This window comes from Paenibacillus glycanilyticus, assembly GCF_030161375.1.
Taxonomy (GTDB): domain Bacteria; phylum Bacillota; class Bacilli; order Paenibacillales; family Paenibacillaceae; genus Pristimantibacillus; species Pristimantibacillus glycanilyticus_B.
The window spans coordinates 261579-286401 of the sequence record NZ_BSSQ01000016.1 but is presented as its reverse complement, the minus strand read 5'-3'; the positions used below and the strand labels follow the sequence as shown (position 1 = coordinate 286401).

The following is a 24823-nucleotide window of genomic DNA, read 5'->3' as shown; positions in this document are numbered from 1 at the left end:
TCTCGAAGATGTGCGACCGCGATTAGCGTAGCTTTTTGGTAAAAAAAGAAGCGCGGCATATGCGCGCTTTACGAAAATTTTATTTAGACATAAGACGTGACGATAACTCCGTCGTAGTTGTTTCCGGAGATGTCGTATTGCTGGCCTTTTGGTACTTGGACGGTTGCGCTGCTTCCTACCATCGGATAATAGGCGACGGTATATTGTATGCCGCCGGTCTTGATCGACATCGCTTTTGCCATTTTCAGCTTGTCCAAATATTGCTCCAGCGTCAGGTCTTCATGATACATAATCGCGCTATGCGCCTTCCCGACGTAACGGAAATGCCAAGGCTCGTATTGAATGCCCGTAATCTCTTCTTTTCCTTTCGGATAACGAAGGATAAAGCCATATTCCCACGCGTGTTTCTTCAGCCATTTGCCTTCTTCGGCATCGTCCATCTTCGCTTCGGTCGAACCGATATCCAGCGATAACCCAAGATTATGCTCGCTATGGTAAGCAGGAAGCGCGTAGTCATGTCCCATGTCGCGGTACAACTGGTCTTGCTTAGCCGCGTCGCGGTAACCGCTATTGATAAGAAAATGCTCCACACCGTCTTGCTTCGCCCCCTTCACCATCTCGCCAAAATCCTTCGCTACCGATTCGGACAGCTGAATCGCAGGATCGAGCAGGCCAAAGCCTTGCACCAGATCCTGACGGTCGGATAAAGAGACAATATCGGAACGAATACCCTCCGGATGCAGAGCATGGTCGTTATTCACAAGGAGCAGGTCCCCCTGATGAACCTGCTCCTTGCCAACGGTGATCACCTGACTGTCTTCGGTCGGCAGCGACCCGTTTTCTATATTAACCTTGTCTTCCCCGGCGCTTTTCACATTAAGCTGCGAGATCCCGTAACTTAACAGGATAACAAGGATAAACGCAAAAACCCACTTCCTCATGGTCCAATCCCCTTTGCTTGTTCATGCAACTAAGGATACGGAACATTGTTTAAAAAGAAGTGGGGAAAAAGTTAAAGTTTTTCTTAAATCGGCAGTCTGACGGTAAATACGGTCCGAATCGTGCTGCTCTCGGCCGTAATCGTGCCTTGATGCTGCTCGACGATATTTTTGACGATAAATAGTCCCAGCCCCGTGCTTCCTTCCGGAGATCTCGCACGGTCGCCGGTGTAGAACATATCGAACAAATGCGGCAGATCCTCGGGCTTAATCGAATCGCCGTAGTTGATGACTTCCAGAACCGCTTCGCCGTTCTCCACCCGGCCTTTAATATCGACATACTCGCCATCCTGGCCGTAACGGGCGGCATTCGTAAGCAGATTCTCGAATACCCGCGCCAATAACTCGCCGTCCGCCTCCATCATGAGATGCGGAGGAAGGTCCATTCTTGCCGTTAGGCGGCTCTTCACAAACAGAGGGTACAGCTCTTCGCTCAGCTGCATAAGCAGCTCGGCCAAGTCGATCTGCTTCTTGTCCAGCGTCAGCATGCCGTAGTTCATCCGGGTCAATTCAAACAATTCGTCCACGAGCCGTTCGAGGCGCTGGGATTTGTTGAAAGCAATGGCGGCAAAATGCCGGGTCTGTTCAAGCGACAGCTGCTCGTCGCGCAAGATGAAGTCGAGATAACCAAGTATAGAAGTAAGCGGGGTACGCAGATCATGCGCCAGATTAAGAACCAGCTGATCTTTGCTGCTCTCGGCGAAATCTCCCCGCTCCACCGCCTTCTGAAGCATGTCGCCCGCCAGATTCAAGTCGCTTGCGATTACGCCAAACTCGTCATCCGAAGGAACCTGTACCCGGCCCGTGAAATCTCCCTTGGCAAGCCGATGGATCCCGATCGATATCTCCTTGAAATACGAGACATATGGCTTCGTGAACAAATAAAAGAAAACAAAGGATAACGGCAGGAAAAAAATCAGGAAGAAGTTCAAATCGCCAATGTCATTCAGCCAGCTCCGGGCTTGAACGATGGGATCATTCGCATAACGGATCTTTTGGTTATAGTACGACTGCAAGAGCCGGTAGAGCAGATAGGTAACGGCGCCGGAGATGAGCAGGCTCATGACGAACAGCTCGACCATCCGGGTACGAAAGCTTCGTATTTTACCCTTGAAAGGCATAACCGACCCCCCAGACGGTTTTGATCCACTGCTGATGCTGCTTGTCCTCGCCAAGCTTCTTGCGAAGCGTGCGGATATGAACCATCACCGTATTGCCGCCGCTCTCATAATAGGCCTCGCCCCACACCTGCTGAAAAATATGCTCCGCGCTAAATACCTTCTTCGGGTGGCTGGCGAGAAGATGGAGGATATCGAACTCTTTGGGCGTCAGCTCAATCCGCTCATCGTACAAGGTAACCGTGCGTTGTTCCTGGTCAATCGTTAATCCGCCCGAGACCACGGTTGTAAGAGGCGCGGCCGATACCGGCTGATTCAGCTGCTTGAAGCGGCGAAGCTGGGCATTGACTCTGGCAAGCAGCTCCATAGGGTTAAACGGTTTGGTCATATAATCGTCGGCACCCATGACGAGGCCTGTTATTTTATCGAAGTCGGACGTCTTGGCGCTTAAAAAAATAATCGGCATCCGGTGCTGCTGCTCCCGAATGATTCGAATCGCTTCATGACCGTCCATATGCGGCATCATAATGTCGAGAATAACCAGATCAACCGCATTCGCCTGCACAAGGCGGACTGCTTCTCTTCCGTCCGATGCCTTCAGCAGACGGTAGCCCTCCCTGCCCAGATGGAGCGCAATCAGCTCGGCAATATCCGGATCATCCTCCGCAATCAAGATTAACGCTTGCTGCATCGCCATTGCATTCACTCATTTCTTGTCCTTTTCTTGTTAATTCCAACTCTTATTGTAACCTCTGGAACGGTTGTTACACAAAAAAAGCCGTCCCCGCGGAGGGGACGACTCTATTTAAGCTACGGCCGCAGGTTGTGCCGCTGCCGCTTTTCCTTTTTTGACGCCTGCGCCAAGCAGCAGAACCAGGCAACCCCCGGCAATGCTCCACAATACGGTAGCGTTCGTGCTGACGGCGTCCATGCCGCCGAAGTACATAATCTCGCGAAGTCCGCCGGATACGAATCGGAGAGGCGTCCACGAATACAGCAGGTTATGCGTTGTATCCGACAGGAACTCTACCGGCATGTTCAGGATCGGCATCGAGAAGAACATGAGCAGAACCAGAATCGCCATCGCCGGGATGCCAATCCAGTTCAGGAGCATCGACTGCAGCAGGTAGAATACCGTGCCGCCAAGCCACAGGAAGAGCCAAGCATCCACCGCGTTCGCCAGTTCCATGCCGTACCAAGAGCTGGCCATCCAGATCAGGAAGCCGGATGCGGCGCCTACCAGAATAATGCCGATGACCGGCTGGAGCAGATGGGTCGCCCATTTGCGTCCGCCTGTTTTTTTGGCGTTGGTGCTCGCCAGGAACAAGATCATCGCGCTTACGAGGCTGCCCATCCACATAATTTGCGTTAACATGCCCGGCGCATTGCCGCTTGCGTTGTTCACGCCAACCGGATGAACGGTTTCCTCTTGTATTTGAATCGGAGACAACAACGCCGCAGCAGTTCCGACAGGGATTTGATCCGCGCGCTGGGACATCTGGTCAAGAGCCGATTTCGACAGTTCAAGCGATACCATCTTCATCACTTGGCCAAGCCCCTGCTTCACAACCGTTGCCGCTTGCGTGTTCATGCCTTCATTGTTAATAATTTGGACTGTCGCCGGTGTAGGATTAGGTCCGCTCAAGGACATAACACCCGCACTCAAATCTTTCGGCAGTACTAATACGCCGTAATAATCACGCGAATCGAGACCCTTGCGGGCTTCTTCTTCGGAGCTCACAATCGTCCAGCTGATTGGCAGCTGCGTATTCGAAGTAAGCTGCTGCTTGATCATTTCTCCAACAGCCAGCTTGTCGCCGGTCGGCAGATCTACCGGCTCGTCAAGCACAACCAGTGCCACCGGTACATGATTAGGTTTTGTCCCGAGGACGGAACCCATCATCGCAAGGCCAAACACGGCGAGTACTACAATAACGATGAGAATCCCAATCCATAATATTTTTTGTTTAAAAATAGCCATTTCTACTCCATCTCCTATCTCTATATATAAATGAACATCGTGTTGATTAACGACCACGCTGTTAATTATAATAAGAGACATAGATGCAATACAATAATCATTCCTCGCCGCATTGTTCATTACTCATCACATTAGCGATGTGGTGTTCATTAACATAGAAATTCGAAAAGGAGATTACGTTATGTCCGAAAAAATAGACCGGAGAAAAGCAAAAACGAAACAGCAGATTTATGAATCGCTTATGGTTCTTATTGCAGAAAAGGGCGTGGAGCATGTGAACGTAACCGACATTACGAATCATGCCAATCTGAACCGGGGGACGTTCTATCTGCATTACAAGGATGTCCCCGATATGCTGCAGCAATTGCAAGACCATGTATTCAACAGCATCGAGCAATATGTGAAGCAACTGGATTTCCGCAAGGCCATGGAATATGGGGATCGCCGGGAGCCTTATCCGCTAGGCGTTCAAATCTTCAAAGAGTTCGCCAAACACGCGGATTTCTTGAAAGTGATGTTTGGGCCCAAAGGAGACCTCGCCTACGCTCTGCAATTCCGCAAGCTGATGGCTCAGCATATTTACCAGAAGATTGACATGGCAAGAGCCGGCCATTTGAACATCCGCCAGGACTACGTTGTCGCGTATATGACCTCGGCGCATTTCGGCATGTTAATGCATTGGATTGAATGCGATCTGGATCAAACGCCAGAGCAGATGTCGATCATTATGCTAAATATCGTGAACTATGGACCGTTAGTTTCCTTTGGACTCAAAGAGATGCCGCCGATTAAGCAATAAACGTCAACAAAGAGCCTTCACTCCGCGTGAAGGCTCTTCTATTATCGCTCATATTCGGTGTACCACTTCGGCGCCAGACGATCGAAGCCGTCATGGTCATCCCATACTTTTTGAACCCTTCCAAGCATGCCCTCCAGCTCCTCCGGACGAACGCGAACGATCCAAACGATCGACGACAGAATCGTCATCGCAATGTACAGCGCATATAACGCCCAGAAAGAATCCTCGATCAAAGCGCCCTCGTAATAACCGTCAATCTGTCCAACCGCAAACGGAATGCTGGCCTCAACGCTGAAGAAACCCGCCTTCAGAAACTCATGCACGGGGTCTCCCCAGTCGAACCGGTTCACGTCAATGACGCCAGCAAGCCTGCCATTCTTCACAATCAAATTGCCGGTATGGAAATCATCATGCTGCAGCAGGTTCGGACGGCCTTTCAGAAGCCCCATGTTTCCTTCAATAAAAGAAAATAGCTTGTCCGCAAACGTTATCGCAATGCCGCTTTGCTCATAACCCGCTTGATACCGCCTGTATTTGGCGATAAGTCTGCTCTCCCAAGAATCGATCTCGGCCGGCGCTTTAATTCGATGTATTTTGCGTAACTCCGCTCCTGCTTGCCGCCCGATCTCGTATTGCACTTCCCGGCTTAAGCGGGGCAGCTCGTCTATCGCATCTACGCCGTCGATGTAAGATAACAACATATAGCCCCGTTCCAATTCCTCCAGCGTTCCCATCGCAATCGGCTTCGAACTGCATACATGCTGCTCTTGCAGCCACTCAAGCACCTGGAATTCCTCGTGTTTTCTCGCTTCCTCGTCCAGCGCATAGGTTCTAAGCAGATACAGAGGCTGCCCGCCTTGATCATACGCGATATACTTGCTGTCGCTGGAGTACCCTTTATGTATAAGCTCCAGCTTGCTTGCATCCTTCAGTTCAGGTATAGCCAAGAGCAAATCATCCATGATCTCTTCTCCTTCCGGCAAAAACGAAACGTATTCCTCCGCATGATCGCGGATAACAACAGATACGCGTTTGATTGGGAAATGTTGCTGTGCAATTCTCGGCAGCATTACGCCTTTGTAGTGACATGGAACCGCCGGGCTTGGCGAACAATAGTGGATATGGCTTTGTTTCGTGAAAGAAATTCGCTTACTATAATTGAGAAACTCATAAAAAATTAGTACACTAGAGAAAATGAAGGAGGCGGACTTATATGACCGAATCGGCATCACATTTTGAGCTTGGCATTAGCACTTTTCTTGAAGCAAAACCTTATCCGGGCATGGGCGGGGCATACAGCCACGCCGAGCGGATCCGCAACAGCGTAGAAGAAATGACGCTGGCCGATCAGGTCGGCCTTGACGTATACGGAATCGGAGAGCATCACCGGCAGGATTACGCGGCGAGCGCACCGCATGTGATTCTGGCGGCAGGCGCCGCAACGACCAAAAACATTCGCCTGACTAGCGCCGTTACCGTATTGTCCTCGGATGATCCGGTACGCGTCTACCAAGGGTTCTCCACCGTTGACGCGGTTTCGAATGGCCGTGCAGAAATCATGGCGGGCAGAGGTTCGTTTATCGAATCGTTCCCGCTGTTTGGCTACAGCTTGGAAGATTATGATGAACTATTCGACGAGAAGCTGGAGCTGCTGCTCCAAATTACGAAAGAAGAAAAAGTGACTTGGCAGGGCAATCACCGCGCGGCTATCGATAACCAAGCCATCTACCCGCGCGCCGTGCAGGACCCGCTCCCGGTCTGGATTGCGACAGGCGGCAACCCGCAATCGGCTATTCGCGCAGGCGTGCTTGGCCTTCCGGTCTGCTTTGCGATTATCGGTGGCATGCCTGAGCGGTTCGCGCCGCTTGTTGAGCTGTACAAGGAAGCTTACAACCGCGCCGGGCATGATCCGAAAAAAATGCAGATCGCGACGCATTCGCATGGATTCATCAGCGACACGGAAGTACGGGCAACCGAACTCTTCTATCCTGCCCAGCAGGCGATGATGAACGTCATCGGCCGTGAACGCGGCTGGCCGCCGTACACGTTTGAAGCGTTTGACGCGGCGCGCAGCATGCGCGGTGCGCTGTACGTCGGCGAAGCCGAATATGTAGCGGAGAAAATCATTCTTCTGCATAAAAACCTCGGCCTCACCCGCTTCTTCCTGCATGTCGATACAAGCGCGATTCCGCATAAGGATATGATGCGCGCCATCGAGCTGCTCGGCACCAAAGTAGCCCCAATCGTCCGCAAGGAAATCGCTGCTTCTACAGCTAAATAAAAATGTTTTGAATGTTAGTGCGGGCCATCCGGTGGTCCGCACTTCTTGGTATAGGAACAGCGTTAAGCCTCGCTCACAGACTCTCCAGCTGCCGGTCAATATAGGATAGCAGCCATTCCTGCTCGCCGGGTATTCTCTCGCGCAGCCTTGCCGCGGCAACCGGCAGCCGCCAGCGGTTGATGGCTTCCCTCTCCGCTCCCGTCAGTCTGCAATATTCCGCTAAGTACGTCTCGCTCAGTTGTTGGCCGATTTCGTGGCTGATCGATAATGGGGGCATGGAAATAAACGGCGACAGAAACATCATCGATGTTCTAGCCACGTCGCATAGCGGATCACCCGTATTGGCATCCATCCAATCAATGGCCGTCAGCCGTCCTTCCGACTGAAGCACATTATCCGGATGCAGGTCACCGTGACAGACGGATTCGCCTTCCGGCAGACGCCCAAGCTGCTCTAGAACCGGTTCCACCCGGTCGCCCAGAAACGGAGCGGACTGCCGAACAAACATCGCCATCCGGTCTTTCTGCTTCGGCAGCCCAGATGTCCTGCAGCGATGAATATCGGCATGCAGCCGCGCCAGCTGTACGAGCCATGTCTCAGCCTGATCCAAATCCTTCAGCATGGACGCAAGAAGCGAGCTGCCCGCTATTTCCTCATATATAAGCCCGCATCGGCCTTCAACCTCTACCTGCCCGAACACCTCCGGAGCAGGCACCCCGGCCTGATGCACGGCTCTGCCGATCTTCTCCTCGTAATAAACCCAATCCTTCGGAATGTGGCCATAATAAAGCTTTACGACCCGCCCCTCGTCCCATTCATAGACTTCAGCAGTCATCCCTTGTCCAATCCTGTTCCTAAGCGCCAATACGTCTCCCCCTTGCTTACATACTGTGGCCGCGCTTCTCCAAATGTTTGGCCGTGTTGCTCGTTGGCACGTCTTTCTCATCCTTCAACGTTCCGAAGAGGACATCCACTAACGGAGTCGAAACGCCGTACCAGTAATTCTCGTTCTTGAAATGATGGAGAAGATGCATGCGTTTATTCCATTTCCAGAACTTCGTCTTCGGCTGAATCGGCCGATGCGCCACATAATGCTTCCACTCATAGATGAGCAGCATTGCAACAAGGCCCGCCGCGAACGCAAACGTTGCGCCTAGCGACCCAACAAGCAAATAGAACAATATCGCGAAGAAACCAAGGTTCGGAAGGCTGTACCATACCGGCAGGAACAGCAGCTTCAAATCATGCGGGTCGGTATGGTGATCGTAATGGAGACGCCTGAGCAATTTGAGAAACAGCGGATTGGTAGGCGCCTTCAGATGGAAGAAGAACCGGTGAGTCAAATATTCGCTTAGCATAAATCCAACAAGACCGGCCATGAACAATATCAGGCTGAGCCAGGACATGGTTTCTGCAACAGCCCCAACCAATAGTCCGATCCATACGACCGTCATGATGAGAATATCCGCGTGTAAAAAGTAGTCGCGATAAAGCCCTTTTTTGGCCACTTGCAATCCCGTCCTCTTCGCTAAAAGTATGTAAGCCCTTACTTCTATCTTACCAGTAATTTTACAAAAAATGTTCTTGCTTATATGCCCGCGAAGCGAAATAATTAGGGATATTCAGCATGAAAGCATAGCAGAAAGGTTGGCTTTAAAGACATGGAAGTCTCGCAACAATTCAACAAGCAAGCTATGAAAGGGCAAGCCTCCAAAGAGCCCTTCCCGATCTCGGTCCTGTCCCTTACCGTCGGCGCCTTTGCAATCGGCATGACGGAATTCGTCATTATGGGCATTCTCCCGAATGTCGCCAGCGATTTGAACGTCAGCATCTCGGCAGCCGGTCAGTTGATTACGATGTATGCTCTCGGCGTAGCCATTGGCGCTCCGATTATGACCATACTAACGAGCCGCATCCCGCAGAAGAAGCTGCTCTGCATTCTAATGTTGCTCTTTATCCTCGGCAACGGGCTGTCGGTCGTAGCACCGAACTATTCCGTTCTGATGATCGCCCGGATCATTACGGCTTTGACTCACGGCACCTTCTTTGGCGTCGGCGCTGTCATAGCGTCCAAGCTCGTTAGAGCCGATAAGCAAGCCGGCGCAGTGTCGATTATGATGGCGGGTCTTACGATCGCCAATATAATCGGGGTGCCGATCGGCACGTATATCGGCCAGAATTGGGGCTGGCGCGCTTCCTTTGGCGCGATCGCAGTCATGGGCGTTCTTGCTCTGATCGGAATCCTTATCTTTATTCCTAAGCTTAAATTAAGCAAGCAAGTCAGCGTCATGACGCAATTATCCGCAATCATAAGACCAAAGCTGCTTGTCTATCTGCTTATCGCGGCGCTCGGCAACGCCGGTCTGTTCGCCGTATTCACCTACATTACGCCGCTCCTAACGGATATCACCGGCTTTGCGGAGCATAACGTCACTTGGATTCTGATTCTGTTTGGCATTGGCGTTACGATCGGCAATATTGTCGGCGGCAAGCTCGCCGACTGGAAGCTGATGCCTTCCATTCTAGGTCTCTATTTGACCATTGCGGTTGTTCTGACGATCTTCACGTTCACCGTTCATAACGAGATTGCAGCCGTCATTACGATCTTCCTGTGGGGAGCAGCCTCCTTCGCGGTATTCCCGGGACTGCAGGTGCGAATCATGAGCCTGGCGCAAGCAGCGCCCGCTCTCGCTTCAACGTCCAGCCATTCGGCCGGCAATCTGGGCAACGCCTCCGGCGCTTTCATCGGCGGCTGGGTCATCACTCACCTTTCGCTTGGCGCGTTGCCATGGGTTGGCGCCATTCTGGTCGGTCTGGCACTCCTGCTTGGCCTTCTCAGCTATCGCAGCGAATCATAAGGAATACGAAACGTTCAGCTAACGTTCAGGCTCTGTTCATCCTCCGTTCATGTTCGAAACCGATATCTTCCTTGAAGGGAGTGAACAAGGATGAACATTTCATCGGTATCGCAAACGCAAAGCGCATCGTACACTTCGCAGAGCAGCGCTTCGGACACGTCATCGCTCGAGAAACAGCTGGAGAACCTCGAGAAGCAACTGAAAGAAGTGACGCAAAGCAAAGACGACGCGAAGACTAAAGAGACAAAAACCCAGCAGCTGCAGCAGCAGATTCAGCAAATTCAGCTGCAAATTGCCCAGAAGAAATCGCAAACGGATAATCAGGCGTCCGGCCAGGGTCAGCCGCAACAACCACCGCCGCAACCGCAGCAGCTACAGCAGCTGGGCGTCAACGCAAGCCGTAACAACCCGGCTTTGAACGGTACAACCGGCAACAACATCGATATACGGATTTAGCGGCACGGTACAAAGAGTACAACAACACCCCCTTGACGGATACAGTCGAGGGGGTGTTGTTCATTAAGCCGGTAATCTAATCGTTGCCGTAGTCCCGACGTTTGGTTCGCTCGTAAAGATCAACGTCCCGCCATGGGACTGGATGATTTTGAAGCAGACGGTTAAGCCAAGTCCGGTGCCGGCATCTTTGGTCGTGTAGAAAGGTTCGCCCAGACGGTCAATGACATGCTGGGGAATACCGATGCCTTGATCGATAATATCAATGACCACGAAACCTTGGTGGTCTTTTTTCATATGCACATGAAGCTCGCCGCCATCCGGCATCGCCTCGATCGCATTTTTCATTAAGTTCACCAGTACTTGCTTAATCTGATTGGCGTCGCATAACACAATCGGCATATCGGGGCTTTTGTCCACCATAATAGCGATGTTCGTAATGATCGCTTGCGACTGCATAATCGGAATAATGTCATCCAGCAGTAATCCGATATCGCAGCGGTTCATCTGCTGCCACTGGTTGGGCTTCGAGAGGAGCATGAACTCGCCAACAATGTAGTTGATTCGTTCGAGCTCCGTCAGCATCATTTCGAAATATTGACGGTTCTGAACGTCCGTTCTCCGGTGCAGCAGCTGGGTGAAGCCCTTCAATGCCGTCAGCGGATTGCGGATCTCGTGGGCGACCCCCGCCGCCAGCTGCCCAATAACGGACAACTTCTCCGACCGGATCAAATGCTGCTCGGACAACTTGCTCTCCGTCACATCAAGCAACAGCCCCGAAATAGCGGGTTTTCCTTTGAAAAATGCCGGTGCCGCCTGCATCTCAAGGAACAGGTCGGTCTGGTTCCCCTTACGCGCGGCAATGGCAATACGGGAGGTCCTCTTGAAAAGGCAGACGGAACTGAGTTCTTGCTTTAACCGCTCGCCGTCATCTTCCAGCATAAAGCTCGCAAGCGGCTTTCCTAGCATTTGACCCGGCTGGCAGCCAAACATGGTCTCCCCGTACTCATTCATATATACCAGCTTGCCGTTCTGCTCGATAAACACGCCAAATAGCGAGCTCTCGACGAAATTATCGTAATTAACCCGGGACTGCATCAGAGCCGCGCCTGCCGTTTCCAACTCATAGATGCCGACGGACAATCTAATGCCGAGCAAAATGACGGTTACGATCGCGCCTATGCTAATAATCGAGAAATCGCCTAATCGGCAGATGGTTGCGATTAGCGCCGCGCACACAAATATAATAAGGGCGTACCGCCGCATAAACGTCTGCTTGGATTCATTCCCCGGCCGAAGAGCGGCCTCTTGGGGCTCCTTGTCCGGCAAAGCCGCAAACCCGATGAGCAGCAAGCCGAGAAACCAGCAGAAATCCGATATCCAAAACGAGCTCTCCCCCGTTACCATGCAGGACAGCAAATACACAAACGCCGTATTGCCGAGCAGCTTGAGGACAAAGCCGGATAACAGAAACAGATTGGCTTTGCCGGAAACCACCTTTTTGCCGTACCAGCTGAAGAACAACAGAAGGAAGACGATAACGGCGCTAAACGACGAGTTAAACATGTGATAGCCAACTACGTCCGGATTCACGCTATGCTGGGACAATATCGGCTTGATCTGAAAATTCCAATAGAGGGTCGAGGCCATCGTTCCGTACAATAAAATATCCAGGATAAATCGGAATGCAATACTGCTTCTTCGCTGCTGAAATTGCATATAGAGCGCAATCAAATAAAAAATATATTGAAATCTCCATAACAGCTCCGGTATGCCCAAATAATCCGGTTCACTGCCCTGCATAATCGTAACGATAGTCCAAATGAGCTGGGCTACGAAATAAACCGTCAGCCCGATTCCATAAAACAGCCAATATTTTGCCTCTTTGCTAGAGGCTCTAAGCAGGAGTACCGCTGCATAAAGAGAAGCCAAGGTTTGGAGGATGTTGCTGACGGCTACCCCGGCAAATGATTCTTTGCGCAGCAACGCAAGCCAGCAAGCGCAAACGAGCAATAATATCATGCCTACATGAAACGATAAGCTTCTGCCGCGAAACAATCCTGTCCCTCCCTTTACAATTTCCCAACAATTTCTAGTTAATCTTTAAATTATAATTCCAGCTTTACTTATAAAATCCTCCTAAAAGAATCGGCATGCGCACTTTTTCCTCCAAAACAGACACCATCCCTTTTTATTCGCTATCCTTCGAGCCTGGCGAATAACAAATAAGCACCTCCCCGTCCAGGAAGGTGCTTGCTCTTATAAATCTGCCAGACGGACCGTATTCCGCCCGTTGTGTTTTGCTTCGTACAAGGCGTCATCCGCTGCCTTCAGCAGCTGATTCAATCCTTTTCCGTCTTCCTTGCCGCCCGCTCCGGCAACCGCTAGCCCAAAGCTGGCGGTTACCGACAGCGATTGCTCCATTGCCGCCGCGACCATCGACTGCGATGCGATCTCGCTTCGAATCCGTTGCGCGCAGGCTTCCGCTTCTTGCTGCGACAAGCCCGGCATCGCCACAACAAACTCCTCGCCCCCGTAGCGGCCAAACACATCCTCCGGGCGAAGCAGCTGCCGGCAAATCTCCACGACATGAAGAAGAGCTTGGTCTCCAACATCATGTCCATAGTCGTCATTAATCCGCTTGAAATGGTCAATATCAAACAGCAGCAGCGCAAGCGGCTTGTCCTGATCCGACGATTGGTGAAGAAGCGCTTCGCTTAGATGAATGAAATGGCGCCGGTTAAATATACCGGTTAAGCCATCATGATACGCCAACACCCGAAGCTGCTCCTGGAGTCTAACCCGCTCGGTCACGTCAATCATGACGATCAGCTTGCTTGCCTCCCGCCCGCCTTTCTTCCGGATGACGGATGAACGGATCTGATAATAGTAGAGCTGTTCCCCAACGGTCCATTGGATCTCGTCATAAATACGGGGCAACGACTCGTCGGCAGCCGAGAAATCAAGATCAATCTTCGATAGCTCGGTGTGCCGCTCCATTAACGGGAGAACAGACTCTCCAAGCGCGGAAGACGTGAGCGCGGGAAGAACCGCGGCGGCAGCCGGATTATAGTCAACTAGCCGATTATTCCGGTCAAGCACCAGAACGCCATCGCTCATGCTCTCGAACAACGTGTCCCTGGCTACCGGCGCGACATTCAGCATGCCTTTGGATACTAGCCCCCACATATATAAGGCCGCCGTAATCGCCATAATGACCGGAATCGGGTCCATTCCACCCGGCGTCAGATTGCCGAAATAAAGAAAGTCTCCGATGATTGGCAGCAAGAGTCCTAATAGCATCACGATATGCTGGAGACGGTAGGAGGATCTCATCCGGTTCCAATAGAGAAGCAATAGAGCAATGCCGCCAATCATGCAGCCGAACGTATACCCGCCCTGGATAATGTACCAGGGACCTACGTTAAGATCGACATGATGGATGCCCGGGCCGGTATTTAGCTCAACCGAGCGGTAATAGAAGTGATGCAGGTCATTTGTGAGAACAAGCACCAGCGTAATAAGCGGCATCAAGTACATAAGGAACCGGATCCGTTTCTTCAGGAACCGTTCCATGCCAAGAAAATGCATAATGAGCATCAAGCTGACCGGCGGCAGAAAAGGCATTCCGAAATACTCCACCGCGATCCAGAACTTCACTTCTGCCAAAGTACCGGAAGACAACTCCAAGGCGGAGCCAAAAATATAAATGGCCGATAGAAAACACATCGCGATAAACGTCCGCGCCATCGCCTGCTTGGAGCGGTTCGATACCACATAGATTCCCATAATGATATTGATTACGCCGGCCGTTACCATCAAGGTTAGGATTGCTGAGTAAGGTGTTCCCATGCTAGTTACTCTCCGTTACGATAGATTAGCTTCCTTGATGGTATCACAAATAGTTCGAATGTCACTATTTTTGAACGGAAATTAATAGAAAAATTGGGCGGCGAGTCTCATCTTTCATATCCGGGTATTGTGCAAGTGCTTCCTCGGAAGGGCCCGGCTCCGCAACCCGCGTGATCCGGAAGCCGGCTTGAACCAGGCCATTTATTATCGATGCAACCGTGCGGTGGTATTTCACGACATCGGAATCGAGGAATCGGGCAACCCGCATCCCTTCGTCCTGATAACGGTCAACCGGCCAATGAAGCCGTTCCCCTGCCGGTCCGTAATGCCAATCCTGTGCGGCAACGGCCGTAAATACGGGATGCTCCATAGAAAGCACGAAGCTTCCCCCCGGCGTCAGGCTGTCATGGATTTTCCGGCATACCGCTTCGAAATCTTCCACGTAGTGAAGCGCAAGCGAGCTGATAACCACGTCAAACTGTCCCGGTTCAAAGACGACATCTTCAATCGCCGCCTGAATATAGGTCACCGCCGCATCTTCGTTAAATGATTTGGCGCGTTCGATCATTTTCTCCGAAATATCCATCCCAAGCACGGAACGCGCTCCCTGCTCCCTGGCATAACGGCAATGCCAGCCGTAACCGCAGCCGAGATCCAGCACACGTGTATCCTTCAAGCTCGGAAGCATGGGCCGCAAAGCATGCCACTCCCCTGCCGCATCCAGACCGCCAACCGAACGGGCCATCTGGCTGTATTTATCGAAAAAATCGGGATCATCGTATTTGTTCTGTTTCATAGGGGTTTGTCCTCCTTCTTATCGTATAGATCAGGTCGACTTCTTCCTTGTCTTGGCGACGGTGGGCCGCCATTGAATCAGCTTGACCAGCTGCTCCTGCATATAAGCCGGGGTGTAAGGCAACCCGTTTTCAATCCAATAAAAAATAAGCCCAAGCAGCGCGTGGTTCGAATAGACCGACAACAGCTCCGTGTTGATCCCTTCCAGCGTCGGATGCTCCAGCTCGTCCTTCGAAATCTGCCGAATGGCATCAAACATTTTCTCCCTCAAGTGCGAGTGGGCATTGCTCTTCATCAACAGCGTGTACAGCTCGGCGTGCTCATGAATATGCTCGAAAATTTTAACCGAATGGGCCGGCAGCTCATGAATGCTGAAATACTCCTCGTTCTCGTAAGGGGCACGGAAGGATTGCAGCAGCTCCTCAATGAGAGCGTAAATAATATCGTCCAGCAAAGCCTCTTTACTCTCGTAATGCGAATAAAAGGTGCCGCGATTATAGTTGGCAAGCTCGACGATTTCCGTAATGGATATCTCGTCAAAGTCCTTCTGCTTCATAAGCGCGAGCAGCGCTTGCTTCAGCGCTTCCCTGCTGCGAACAACCCGGCGGTCCATCGTTTTAGGCTGATCGGACATGACTCTCTTCCTTTTCCAAAAAGTTTTTTTGAACATAGGAATGCATTTTGTTCGTTAACGCACAATTCATGAAGTTTTACTGATTGAGGCTTGTCCTATGCCTTTATTATACTAAAAACAAACAGATGTACGAATAACCAACAACTGTTGAAAAAAAACTTTATTTTTCTAAACCTTCGCATGAAGGACAAGTATAGGAGCCACATTATACCGGGAGGAATAAACGATGAGACTAACAGGTAAAGTTGCAGTAGTGACAGGCGCCGCTTCGGGTATGGGCAAAGCAATTGCCGAGCTGTATGCCGCAGAAGGCGCGCAAGTGGTCGTATCCGACCTGCGCGTGGAAGCCGCGCAAGCCGTAGTGGAAGGCATTGAAGCAAAAGGCGGCGTTGCGCTTGCCGTTGCGGCCAATGTGGCCAAAGAAGAAGACGTACAGCAGTTGATTGACGCAGCCGTGGAGAAATACGGTACCGTCGATATTCTCGTGAACAACGCGGGGATCATGGATAACTTCGTTCCCGCCGCCGAATTGACGGACGATCTCTGGGAGCGGATTTTCGCGGTTAACACAACCGGCCCCATGCGCACGATCCGTAAAGTATTGCCTCTATTCCTTGAGAAAAAAGCAGGCGTTATCGTTAATATCGCTTCCGCCGGAGGTTTGTTTGGTTCCCGTGCCGGCGCAGCTTACACCGCGTCCAAACATGCCGTCGTTGGCCTTACCAAAAACGTTGGCTTCCAATACGCGACGCAAGGCATCCGTTGCAATGCGATTGCTCCTGGCGGCGTAAATACAAACATCGGCACTTCGATTAACGCGCCAAGCCCGTTTGGCATGGAACGCGCGATGGTTGGCATTCAAGTAAATCCGCGCGCAGGCGAGCCGGAAGAAATCGCCAAGGTTGCATTGTTCCTCGCATCGGATGACGCAAGCTTCGTGAACGGTACCGTCGTAACGGCCGATGCCGGCTGGACCGCTTACTAAGATCATAGATTGATTGTGCCAAGGACTATCCCATCATCGGGATAGTCCTTTTTTACACCTCGATATATTCCAGAAACTTACGGGCAAGCCGGTGCTGGCTGCTTTTCTTCGAATAAATCCCGCCAAACGTACCGCTAGCATCCATACGGTAGCCGGCTAGAGGGATCGAAACAATTCGTCCGCTCTCCACGTAAGGATCATCCCTTAACATCAGACTGGACATCAGGCTAATGCCTAGTCCCTCTGCTACGCTTCGTTTGATAACTTCGGGATTGGTCGTCGTGAAGATGACATTTACATCGCCGCAAGCCTGCCTAATGTCTTCCGTAACCCCATCCCAGAACCCGCTGGCTGACATAATGAATGCATTGTCGGCAAGATCCTTCAGCATAAGTTCCTTATGTAAAGCAAGTGCCGAATCGCGGGGAACAATGACTTGCAGTTCTCCTTTATATTGAAAAGAGTGGAAGGCGATCGATTCCAGCAATCCGTCATTCGTATAATGATTCAAGGCGACTAAGCCCAAATGCGCCTTGTCGTGGGCCACTTTGTCGATAACAATCCGGCTTTCCAGCTCGATAATCATCACTTTAATCTGGGGAAAATCCTTCTTGAACCTGGCCAGCGCTTTAGGCAGAAAAGTCATGCTGAGGCTCGGAATCGTTGCAATAACGAGTTCTCCCTTGTAGACCGAAGTGATCGACTGTACCTCGTCTTTAATCTCATCCACTTTTTTCAAAATTTCGAGCATCTTCCCGATCACGTTTTTCCCGTCTTCGGTCGGCACGGTTCCATGGCGCGAACGCTTGAAGAGAGGAATGCCGATTTCCTTCTCAAGCAGCGATATGGACTGGCTGATGGCCGATTGGGAGACATGGAGGTTTTGCGCGGCGAGCGACATGGAACTCGTCTCGACAACCTCCTTCACGTATTCCAACTGTTCAATATTCATGGATAACCACTGCCTTTATATTAGCGTTACTTATATAACCATCAGAAATGGATGGTATGCCATCTTAATTAATTATATTATAATCGTCCTCACGTAAAAATGTGGAGTGTGAGGTTATTTATGAATACAGAGCAAGACAGCAACAAGTTCTAGTTTGTCATATTGGCTATCTTTTTCGGGAACTTCTCTTCCATCTTGAATTCGGGAACGGTAACGGTCGCCCTTCCCTTTATGATGAAGGATCTTCATGCGGACCTGAATGATACGCAATGGGTCACGACCGGTTTTATGCTCGCCATGGGTTCGATTGCCCCGATTGTTGGTTATTTGGGCGATAAAATCAGCTATAAGCGGCTTTATATGTACGCTTTGGTCGGCTTTCTTATTTGCTCCGTCTTGTGCGGCTGCTCCTGGAACATTGGCTCGCTTATCTTCTTCCGGATTTTGCAGGGCTTGTTCTGCGGAGCCATTCTCCCTGCGACGCTTACGATCGTCTATCAAGCCGTTCCGGCGGAAAAACAAGCGCTTGGCATCAGCTTATGGAGCGTAGCCAGCATGTTTGCTCCTGCGATTGGCCCGACTTTGGGCGGTCTTCTGACGGAATATTACGGCTGGAAGGCGATTTTCTTCATGAATATCCCGCTTGCGATATTGGCCATCGTGCTGGCCTCCCGCTATCTGCCCATGCAGCAGGTTAAAAAAGGCGGAACCCTTGATTATGCCGGTCTGATTACGGTAGTGACGGGCAGCACGTCCCTCATGATGTATTTCACGCAAGGGAACAAAATCGGCTGGTTCTCCGGATGGGGATGGACGTGGATTTCACTTGGCGTAATCAGCATCGCCGTGTTCATTTGGCGGGAGCTGACGGCAACAACCCCGCTCCTTAACCTTCGGGTATTCCAGTACGCTACCTTCACTTGGGGCATTATCGTCAACTGCATCTTGACCATTGGCCTGTACGCGGGCGCCTTCCTGCTGCCGATCTATATGGAAAATGCCCTAGGCTCATCCTCCTTGACCGTAGGGCTTATGATGCTGCCGGGCGCATTGTTAATGATTGTCGCTTCATTGCTCTCGGGTCGTCTTCACGGAAAAATCCGTCCCGAATACCCCCTTCTTGGAGGGGCTTTTCTCCTGATTATTGCAACATGGGCGTTTAGCCGATTATCTCTAACAACTTCGTACGCCTTCATCATCGGCTGGATGATCTGCCGCTATGTCGGACTGGGCTTCTCCTCGCCGAATATTATGACGCTTTCGATGAGCGCCGTACCGAAGGAATCAACCGGGCATGCATCCGCCATCACGAACTGGCTTCGCCAGGTCATCGCGTCCTTCGCAATCGGCATATTCAGCTCCATCTATTCGGTTCGTACGCAGTCGCATCTGACGGAGCTAAGCGCGAAAGGAGAAGTGAAAACTTCGCTTAGGGAGACCGCTTCCGTCCTCGCCATGAACGATACGTTCATTGCGGCGTGTATCGTTACGGTTCTCGCGATTCCATTTATCGTAATCTTAAGCTCCCGCTCCCGAAGCAAGAAGGCAGCGAAAATGATATAATTTTCCTTATATCAGCCCGTTTGGAGCAGGAGGTAACACCGTTGTTTCGGATTATGATCATTGAGGACGACGAGAAAATTCGGCGGATTGTCGCCGATGCTTTGCGCAAATGGCAATATGAAGTAATCGAGTTGACCTCTTTCGAGAACGTGATAGATGCGTTTGAGGCAGAACAACCGCATCTGGTGCTGCTTGACGTAAACTTGCCGGTGTTCGACGGGTTTTATTGGTGCCAGCGGATCCGGTCGGTCTCCAAAGTCCCGATTATCTTCATCTCTTCCCGCGATCAGAACATGGATGTCATTATGGCCATTAACATGGGCGGGGACGATTACGTGCAGAAGCCGTTTGATCTTGGGGTACTCGTCGCAAAGGTAAGCGCGCTGCTCCGCCGCAATTATACGTATCAGGACGATAACTTGCAGCTGTCGCATCGGCAGCTTATTTTCCACTTGGCCAACTCCTCCGTGCAATACGAGGGCAAAGCGGCCGAGCTCTCTCGCAATGAATTTATTGTGTTGCAAACCATGATGCGCAACATCGGGAAGATCGTCTCCCGCGACGATCTGATGCAAGTGCTCTGGAATGATGAACAATTCATCGATGACAATACGTTAACCGTCAACGTCAACCGGCTGCGCCGCAAAATCGCGCTGCTTGGCTTGGAGGATTTCATTGCGACGCGCAAAGGAATGGGGTACATCATCGAATGAGCTTCTGGCGATTTCTGAAATATGAGCGGCCTTATCTCCTGTTATACGGCGTTGCTTTTTTGCTGACGGTTGCCGTATTCGCCACGGATTCTTTGTCGATTTGGCATTGGACGACCTTTTTCTACGCTTTGGTCCTTGTCGTTCTCTGGCTTGCCGCTTTCGCCGCTTACCGTTATACCCGCAATTTGCAGGCGATCCGCCGGATGAGCGGAGAAGATACGGAAGCTTTGTCGCTGGAAGCGGAGGCCTACCGCGAGACGCTGGAAGAGGCGGGCATCGCCCATATCCGTTCCTTGAACGAAGTACAAGCCCGCCAGAAGGAATATTATGATTTCATCATCTCTTGGTTTCACGAGATTAAGACGCCGATCTCCGTATTGCGCTTAATGCAGCAGACGGAAGTGGATCCGCAAAGCTTGAACGAAGAGTTGTCCCGCATTGAGCATTACGTGGATCAGGCTATGTACTACGCGAAGCTGGACAGCTTCAACCAGGATTACGAGATCGTGAACTGCGATCTGGAGCCAATTGTGAAGGAAGTAATCAAGTCCCATTCCAAGACGTTTATTTCGAAAAAAATTCGCGTCCAGCTTGAACTCCCTTCCACCGCTACGGTTGTCCAAAGCGATTCCAAATGGCTGCTGTTTATGATCAATCAGATTCTAACAAACAGTCTGCAATATACCGGGGAACAAGGAGAGATCAGCGTGTGGGCGGTCGCCACGCCCGAGGAGAAGCTGCTTGTCTTGCGCGATAACGGCATCGGCATCGATGCGAAGGATCTACCCCGCATCTTCAACCGCGGGTTTACCGGGATGAACGGACGCACGCATGCCAAGTCGACCGGAATGGGCCTTTATCTGGCCCAAGAGCTGTCGAAGAAGCTGGGGCATTACATAACTTGCGAGTCAGCTATTGGCAGCGGAACGGCGTTTACGATTCATTTTCCGAAGCATCATGATCCTTATTTGGACTTGCTGCAGCGGAAGGAATAGGATAGATAGTCGAGAAAAAGGCTGCCCCGTCGTCATCGCAAATGACCTGGGACAGCCTTCTTCGTTTAAGGGTTCTGATTAATAATTCGGTAGTACAGATTGACCGATGAGGCATAGAACAACAGGTAGATAAGGAAAAATACTCCGATAATGCTCCATACGATCCCCGGAAGCTCCGGGAAATCGCTCACCGAATCGAGAATATAAGACTTGATTATCGTCCAGCTGAACGCCATGCCAAGAACGATTGGCGGCAGGAAAACAAACAGCTGCTGCTTGCGGATGACGCTTCGGAACTGGCGGTTGTCTATCCCCATTTTGCGAAGGATCGCATATTGTTGCCTCTCTTCGGTTGCTTCGCGCAGCTGCTTGAAGTAAATAACGCTCGCGAGAGCAAAGGTCGCGATCAGCGCCAGGAAGCCGGCGGCAAACAGCATAAGCGACGAACTTTCGATCTGTTTGGAGTACACGTCCGCGAAGGAAGAATAATAGGCTCCTTTCGTCTGAGAGACGATGGCATGTACCTCTTTGGAGAGATCCTCGGCGTTTTTGGCGTCGCTCAGTCCGTAAATCTCGAAGCTCTTCTTCTCCGATAGACCGCTTAACTCCGCGTAAGCTTCATCCGAGATAACAAACACCGGCGGTTTCTTATCCATGGATAAGGCCGGATCGGTAGCCCAGCCGAGATAAGCATAATCCAGCTTGGCCGTCAGCTTGAACGTCTTGCCTTCACCCGCTTGAACGGTAAAGTCAGGCGACTCTCCGGCCTTGTAGTGCTTTGGAAAATCCGAGCCTTGGGAAAGGGCTACGGCCTCCATGCCTTGCAGTTCAACCTGCTCTTTGTCGCCGCGCTGCCCGATCAGCTCGTTGTAATCTTTTTGCGAGATCAGCCAAAGGCCCGGGATGTAATACTCGGGATTATCAAAAGCTACTCCTCGATCGGTTACCGCTTCCGTGACCAAAGCCTCGGATTTCAGATGATAGCGGATATTGTGATCGGAGCTCTCGATGAGCTGATCGATCTTCCCGTTGGCGGCCGGACCTTGCGATTCGAACGCTAGGTGATTCGGCACATTCCTCCCTACCGCTTCGAACTGTACCTTATAGTTAATCGTTACGAAACAAAGCAGCATCATAATAACCGCGCTAAACAAGGAAATAAAGGTTAAGTTCAGCGTGTTGCCCCGGATTTGAAAGCGGAGTGAAGACGTCCACAACACCGTATTACCCTCATGATACTTCCTCCCGCGGCTAATGAGCTGCAGCAGCCAGCCGGCAAACTGGCGGAAGAACAAATATGTTCCGAGGATCACCCCAACCGCCGTTGCGATCAGGCTAATTGTTCCGTAATCCTTCCAGACCGTCGAATTTACGCCGCTGCATATGAGGATGAACGCCATGCCTAGCAGAAGCAACGCCAGTATAGCCATTGAAGCGGACACGCGAACGGGCTTTTCGGCTTTTTGCTTCGCATGGAACAGCTCGGTCAGCTGCACCCGATTGACCAGAATATAGCTTTGTACGCTAACGATCAATGCGATCAGAAGGATCGCGCCAGTAACGGTAGCCATGGAACCAATCGGGAAAGATATCGAGATTGGCTGCTCGTATTGCATCAGATTCATCAGCAGCATGCCAAACAGCTTGGACAACAAACTGCCGAGCAGGATACCTACGACAAGCGAGATTGCTCCCATGACAAGCGTTTCGTAGAAAACCATCCGAACGATTTGTTTTTCGTTCAGGCCGTACAGGAGATACATGCCGAATTCCTTTTTCCGCTGCCTCATGAAGAACGAGTTCGCATATAAGATGAAGAAAATAATAAACAGAAAGATGACGACGGACGCGATGGCGATACCCGTCTGGAACAATTCGCGGTTCTGCAGCGCATCGATAATATCCCCGTTGTACATAAGCGAGGAGAACGTATATTGAATAATGACGCCGATAATCATGGACGTGAGGTAGATGGAATAAAGACGGAAATTGCGTTTTACATTCCTGATCGTAAGATCAAACAGGCTCATCGCAGCTTGCCCCCTATGAGGCTTTGCGTCTCCAGAATCCGCTCATAGAACACTTTCTGGCTCTGCTCGCCGGCGTATATTTCGCTTACGATGGCTCCGTCTCTCAGAAAAACGACCCGCTTGCAATAACTCGCCGCATAGCTGTCATGCGTAACCATGAGAATGGTGGTGTTAAAGGTCGTGTTCAGCGATACAAGCTGCTCCAGCAGCTGCGTCGCCGAGCGGGAATCCAGCGCTCCCGTTGGCTCGTCGGCGAATACGATGGCCGGATTCGTTATAATGGCGCGGGCTGAAGCAACGCGTTGTTTTTGCCCGCCCGAGATTTCGCTCGGGTATTTCTCCAGCAAGCCCTCAATGTGGAGAGCTTGAAGGATGGGCGCAAGCCGTGCCTCCATCTCTTCCGCCTTGAACTGGCGCAAAGAGAGCGGCAGCAAAATATTTTCCTTCACCGTGAGGGTGTCTAGCAAGTTATAATCTTGAAAAATAAATCCCATCCGCTCCTGCCGGAACTGCCGCAGCGACTTCTTCTTCATGTCGAGCAGCGATTTCCCCTCGATCCATACCTCGCCGCCGCTCAGCTGATCAATCGTCGAAAGGACGTTCATAAGCGTGGATTTCCCCGATCCCGATGGCCCCATAATCGCCGTTAGCTCGCCCGGCTGAACGGCAAGGTCAATATTTTTCAACACGGGCGTTGCCCCGTAGCTCTTGGATAAGTTTTTCGTCTGGATAACCGTCTCCATGGTCAAATCCCTCCTCTTTATATCCTTAATATAGACATTTCAAGGCCGGGCATCCATCGAAGTAAGACGCTCCAAAGTGACGTTTTTGTCACGCTGCCGAGGCGTTTGGGCGCTCGCAACCCTGTAACACGGTTTTCCCCTGCTATTTACTACTTTCGCGACTGTTCTTGGGTGCTCGCACCTCTGCTAAATTGCAGCACAAAAAAAGCCGTCCGAATGGACGGCATCCTATAAATTACTTAGCTGAAATAACTTCTCGAAGCGCATCCGCCCAGAGTTGATAGCCTTGCTCGGTCAGATGGCAGGTATCGAAAGCGATCTCCCGCGGCAGCGTTCCGTCTTCGGCTAGCATCAACTTACCAATATCGAGAAAAGTTAAGCCAAGTTCGGCAGCAAGCGCCGTATACAGCTCATTCATTCGTCCGATCAGCAACCGGCGAGGATCCGCCGGCGACTCTTCCCGAGGGAATACCGCCATCAGAATCACCTGCGCAGACGGAGCAGTCTTCCGGACGCGTTCCACAATTGCGCGCACGCCGCTTTGGACCTCTTCCGCCGTACTCGCACGCGCATTGTCCGTCCCGCTTGTATTGTTCGTGCCGATATTAATGACGACCCACTCCGGAGATAAGCCCTCCATCTGGCCGTTATCCAACCGCCATAATACATTTTGAGTGCGGTCCCAGCCAAAGCCGAGATTCAGCACGCGCCTTCCTTCAAACACGGAATCCCAAGCGGCGCCCGTACCATGCTGACTGTTTGGAGCAGGCAGGCCTCCCCAGAAATGCGTAATCGAATCGCCGACTAATACAATCTCCGGATTCATCTCATCCTTGATCTTCAGCACCTGCTCATGCCGTTCCCACCAGTCGTAGCTATCTTCCTCCAGCTTAGTAGCCGGAATAACCGCCGTATTGACCGTATCCGCTTTCATCAACTTATTGCCTTCAGCCGCCAAGTTCAACCTACGCATCCCCTGTCCCATCGTTTGAATCTATTATAGCGGAGAGCAGGCGGTTTTCCATACAAAAAAAAGACTGAGCCGCTGCGGAATGCAAGGGCTCAGTCTTTCT

23 protein-coding genes are annotated in these 24823 nt (G+C 51.3%); 8 read left to right on the top strand and 15 right to left on the bottom strand.

Annotation, left to right across the window (positions count from 1 at the left end; translation table 11 throughout):
• Window positions 1–83: 83 nt before the first annotated feature.
• From QQK89_RS21370 to QQK89_RS21355, 4 genes are all read right to left on the bottom strand, one after another.
• Complete coding sequence (locus QQK89_RS21370) at window positions 84–941, bottom strand: M15 family metallopeptidase (protein WP_284240693.1); 858 nt, start codon at window positions 939–941, stop codon at window positions 84–86.
• A gap of 83 nt (window positions 942–1024) precedes the next feature.
• Window positions 1025–2119, bottom strand: coding sequence for a sensor histidine kinase (locus QQK89_RS21365; protein WP_284240692.1), 1095 nt, complete (start codon window positions 2117–2119; stop codon window positions 1025–1027).
• Window positions 2103–2807 carry a response regulator transcription factor gene (locus QQK89_RS21360; RefSeq protein WP_284240840.1) on the bottom strand — a complete coding sequence of 235 codons (705 nt, stop codon included), beginning with the start codon at window positions 2805–2807 and terminating at the stop codon, window positions 2103–2105. Before QQK89_RS21360 ends, QQK89_RS21365 begins: the two co-directional genes overlap by 17 nt.
• Before the next feature lie 114 nt (window positions 2808–2921).
• On the bottom strand, window positions 2922–4097 hold the full coding sequence (locus tag QQK89_RS21355) for a YhgE/Pip domain-containing protein (RefSeq protein WP_284240691.1): 1176 nt from the start codon (window positions 4095–4097) through the stop codon (window positions 2922–2924).
• A 181-nt stretch (window positions 4098–4278) separates the two neighbouring features.
• On the opposite strand from QQK89_RS21355, the gene QQK89_RS21350 reads away from it, so the two are divergent.
• The gene (locus QQK89_RS21350) at window positions 4279–4896 is read left to right on the top strand and encodes a TetR/AcrR family transcriptional regulator (protein ID WP_284240690.1); all 618 of its coding nucleotides are present in this window, start codon (window positions 4279–4281) and stop codon (window positions 4894–4896) included.
• A 41-nt stretch (window positions 4897–4937) separates the two neighbouring features.
• Here QQK89_RS21350 and QQK89_RS21345 read toward each other — a convergent pair whose 3' ends face one another.
• The gene (locus QQK89_RS21345) at window positions 4938–5858 is read right to left on the bottom strand and encodes an aminoglycoside phosphotransferase family protein (RefSeq protein ID WP_284240689.1); all 921 of its coding nucleotides are present in this window, start codon (window positions 5856–5858) and stop codon (window positions 4938–4940) included.
• Window positions 5859–6109: 251 nt separating this feature from the next.
• On the opposite strand from QQK89_RS21345, the gene QQK89_RS21340 reads away from it, so the two are divergent.
• Entirely contained in the window at window positions 6110–7177 is a 1068-nt protein-coding gene (locus QQK89_RS21340; RefSeq protein WP_284240688.1) for an LLM class flavin-dependent oxidoreductase, read from the top strand.
• Window positions 7178–7250: 73 nt separating this feature from the next.
• Here QQK89_RS21340 and QQK89_RS21335 read toward each other — a convergent pair whose 3' ends face one another.
• The gene (locus QQK89_RS21335) at window positions 7251–8042 is read right to left on the bottom strand and encodes a phosphotransferase family protein (RefSeq protein WP_284240687.1); all 792 of its coding nucleotides are present in this window, start codon (window positions 8040–8042) and stop codon (window positions 7251–7253) included.
• Window positions 8043–8058: 16 nt separating this feature from the next.
• Window positions 8059–8631, bottom strand: a complete 573-nt coding sequence (locus QQK89_RS21330) for a sterol desaturase family protein (protein ID WP_284240839.1) — start codon at window positions 8629–8631, stop codon at window positions 8059–8061.
• Between the two features lie 207 nt (window positions 8632–8838).
• On the opposite strand from QQK89_RS21330, the gene QQK89_RS21325 reads away from it, so the two are divergent.
• Window positions 8839–10035 (top strand): MFS transporter, encoded by a 1197-nt coding sequence (locus QQK89_RS21325; RefSeq protein WP_284240686.1) that lies wholly within the window; start codon window positions 8839–8841, stop codon window positions 10033–10035.
• Between the two features lie 90 nt (window positions 10036–10125).
• On the top strand, window positions 10126–10491 hold the full coding sequence (locus QQK89_RS21320) for a FlxA-like family protein (protein WP_284240685.1): 366 nt from the start codon (window positions 10126–10128) through the stop codon (window positions 10489–10491).
• A 63-nt stretch (window positions 10492–10554) separates the two neighbouring features.
• Here QQK89_RS21320 and QQK89_RS21315 read toward each other — a convergent pair whose 3' ends face one another.
• The 4 genes from QQK89_RS21315 to QQK89_RS21300 all read right to left on the bottom strand — a co-directional run bounded on the left by QQK89_RS21315 (window position 10555) and on the right by QQK89_RS21300 (window position 15769).
• On the bottom strand, window positions 10555–12546 hold the full coding sequence (locus QQK89_RS21315) for an ATP-binding protein (protein ID WP_284240684.1): 1992 nt from the start codon (window positions 12544–12546) through the stop codon (window positions 10555–10557).
• Between the two features lie 201 nt (window positions 12547–12747).
• Window positions 12748–14340 carry a histidine kinase N-terminal 7TM domain-containing diguanylate cyclase gene (locus QQK89_RS21310; protein ID WP_284240683.1) on the bottom strand — a complete coding sequence of 531 codons (1593 nt, stop codon included), beginning with the start codon at window positions 14338–14340 and terminating at the stop codon, window positions 12748–12750.
• Between the two features lie 64 nt (window positions 14341–14404).
• Entirely contained in the window at window positions 14405–15136 is a 732-nt protein-coding gene (locus tag QQK89_RS21305; RefSeq protein ID WP_284240682.1) for a class I SAM-dependent methyltransferase, read from the bottom strand.
• A gap of 30 nt (window positions 15137–15166) precedes the next feature.
• Entirely contained in the window at window positions 15167–15769 is a 603-nt protein-coding gene (locus tag QQK89_RS21300; RefSeq protein WP_284240681.1) for a TetR/AcrR family transcriptional regulator, read from the bottom strand.
• Window positions 15770–15995: 226 nt separating this feature from the next.
• Between QQK89_RS21300 and QQK89_RS21295 the strand changes: the two genes are divergently transcribed.
• Entirely contained in the window at window positions 15996–16754 is a 759-nt protein-coding gene (locus QQK89_RS21295) for an SDR family oxidoreductase (RefSeq protein WP_284240680.1), read from the top strand.
• A gap of 52 nt (window positions 16755–16806) precedes the next feature.
• On the opposite strand, the gene QQK89_RS21290 is transcribed toward QQK89_RS21295, so the two are convergent.
• Window positions 16807–17706, bottom strand: a complete 900-nt coding sequence (locus QQK89_RS21290; protein ID WP_284240679.1) for a LysR family transcriptional regulator — start codon at window positions 17704–17706, stop codon at window positions 16807–16809.
• Between the two features lie 162 nt (window positions 17707–17868).
• Between QQK89_RS21290 and QQK89_RS21285 the strand changes: the two genes are divergently transcribed.
• Genes QQK89_RS21285 through QQK89_RS21275 form a run of 3 tightly spaced genes read left to right on the top strand, consistent with a single transcriptional unit; the run spans window position 17869 to window position 20977 of the window.
• Entirely contained in the window at window positions 17869–19269 is a 1401-nt protein-coding gene (locus tag QQK89_RS21285; RefSeq protein ID WP_284240678.1) for an MDR family MFS transporter, read from the top strand.
• Window positions 19270–19310: 41 nt separating this feature from the next.
• Window positions 19311–19982 carry a response regulator transcription factor gene (locus tag QQK89_RS21280; protein ID WP_284240677.1) on the top strand — a complete coding sequence of 224 codons (672 nt, stop codon included), beginning with the start codon at window positions 19311–19313 and terminating at the stop codon, window positions 19980–19982.
• A complete protein-coding gene (locus QQK89_RS21275; RefSeq protein WP_284240676.1) occupies window positions 19979–20977 on the top strand; it encodes a sensor histidine kinase in 999 nt (332 codons plus the stop codon). The genes QQK89_RS21280 and QQK89_RS21275 overlap by 4 nt, the downstream gene beginning before the upstream one ends.
• A gap of 65 nt (window positions 20978–21042) precedes the next feature.
• On the opposite strand, the gene QQK89_RS21270 is transcribed toward QQK89_RS21275, so the two are convergent.
• From QQK89_RS21270 to QQK89_RS21260, 3 genes are all read right to left on the bottom strand, one after another.
• On the bottom strand, window positions 21043–23007 hold the full coding sequence (locus QQK89_RS21270) for an ABC transporter permease (protein WP_284240675.1): 1965 nt from the start codon (window positions 23005–23007) through the stop codon (window positions 21043–21045).
• On the bottom strand, window positions 23004–23750 hold the full coding sequence (locus QQK89_RS21265; RefSeq protein WP_284240674.1) for an ABC transporter ATP-binding protein: 747 nt from the start codon (window positions 23748–23750) through the stop codon (window positions 23004–23006). The genes QQK89_RS21270 and QQK89_RS21265 overlap by 4 nt, the downstream gene beginning before the upstream one ends.
• 235 nt (window positions 23751–23985) lie before the next feature.
• Entirely contained in the window at window positions 23986–24714 is a 729-nt protein-coding gene (locus QQK89_RS21260) for a GDSL-type esterase/lipase family protein (protein ID WP_284240673.1), read from the bottom strand.
• Window positions 24715–24823: the final 109 nt, after the last annotated feature.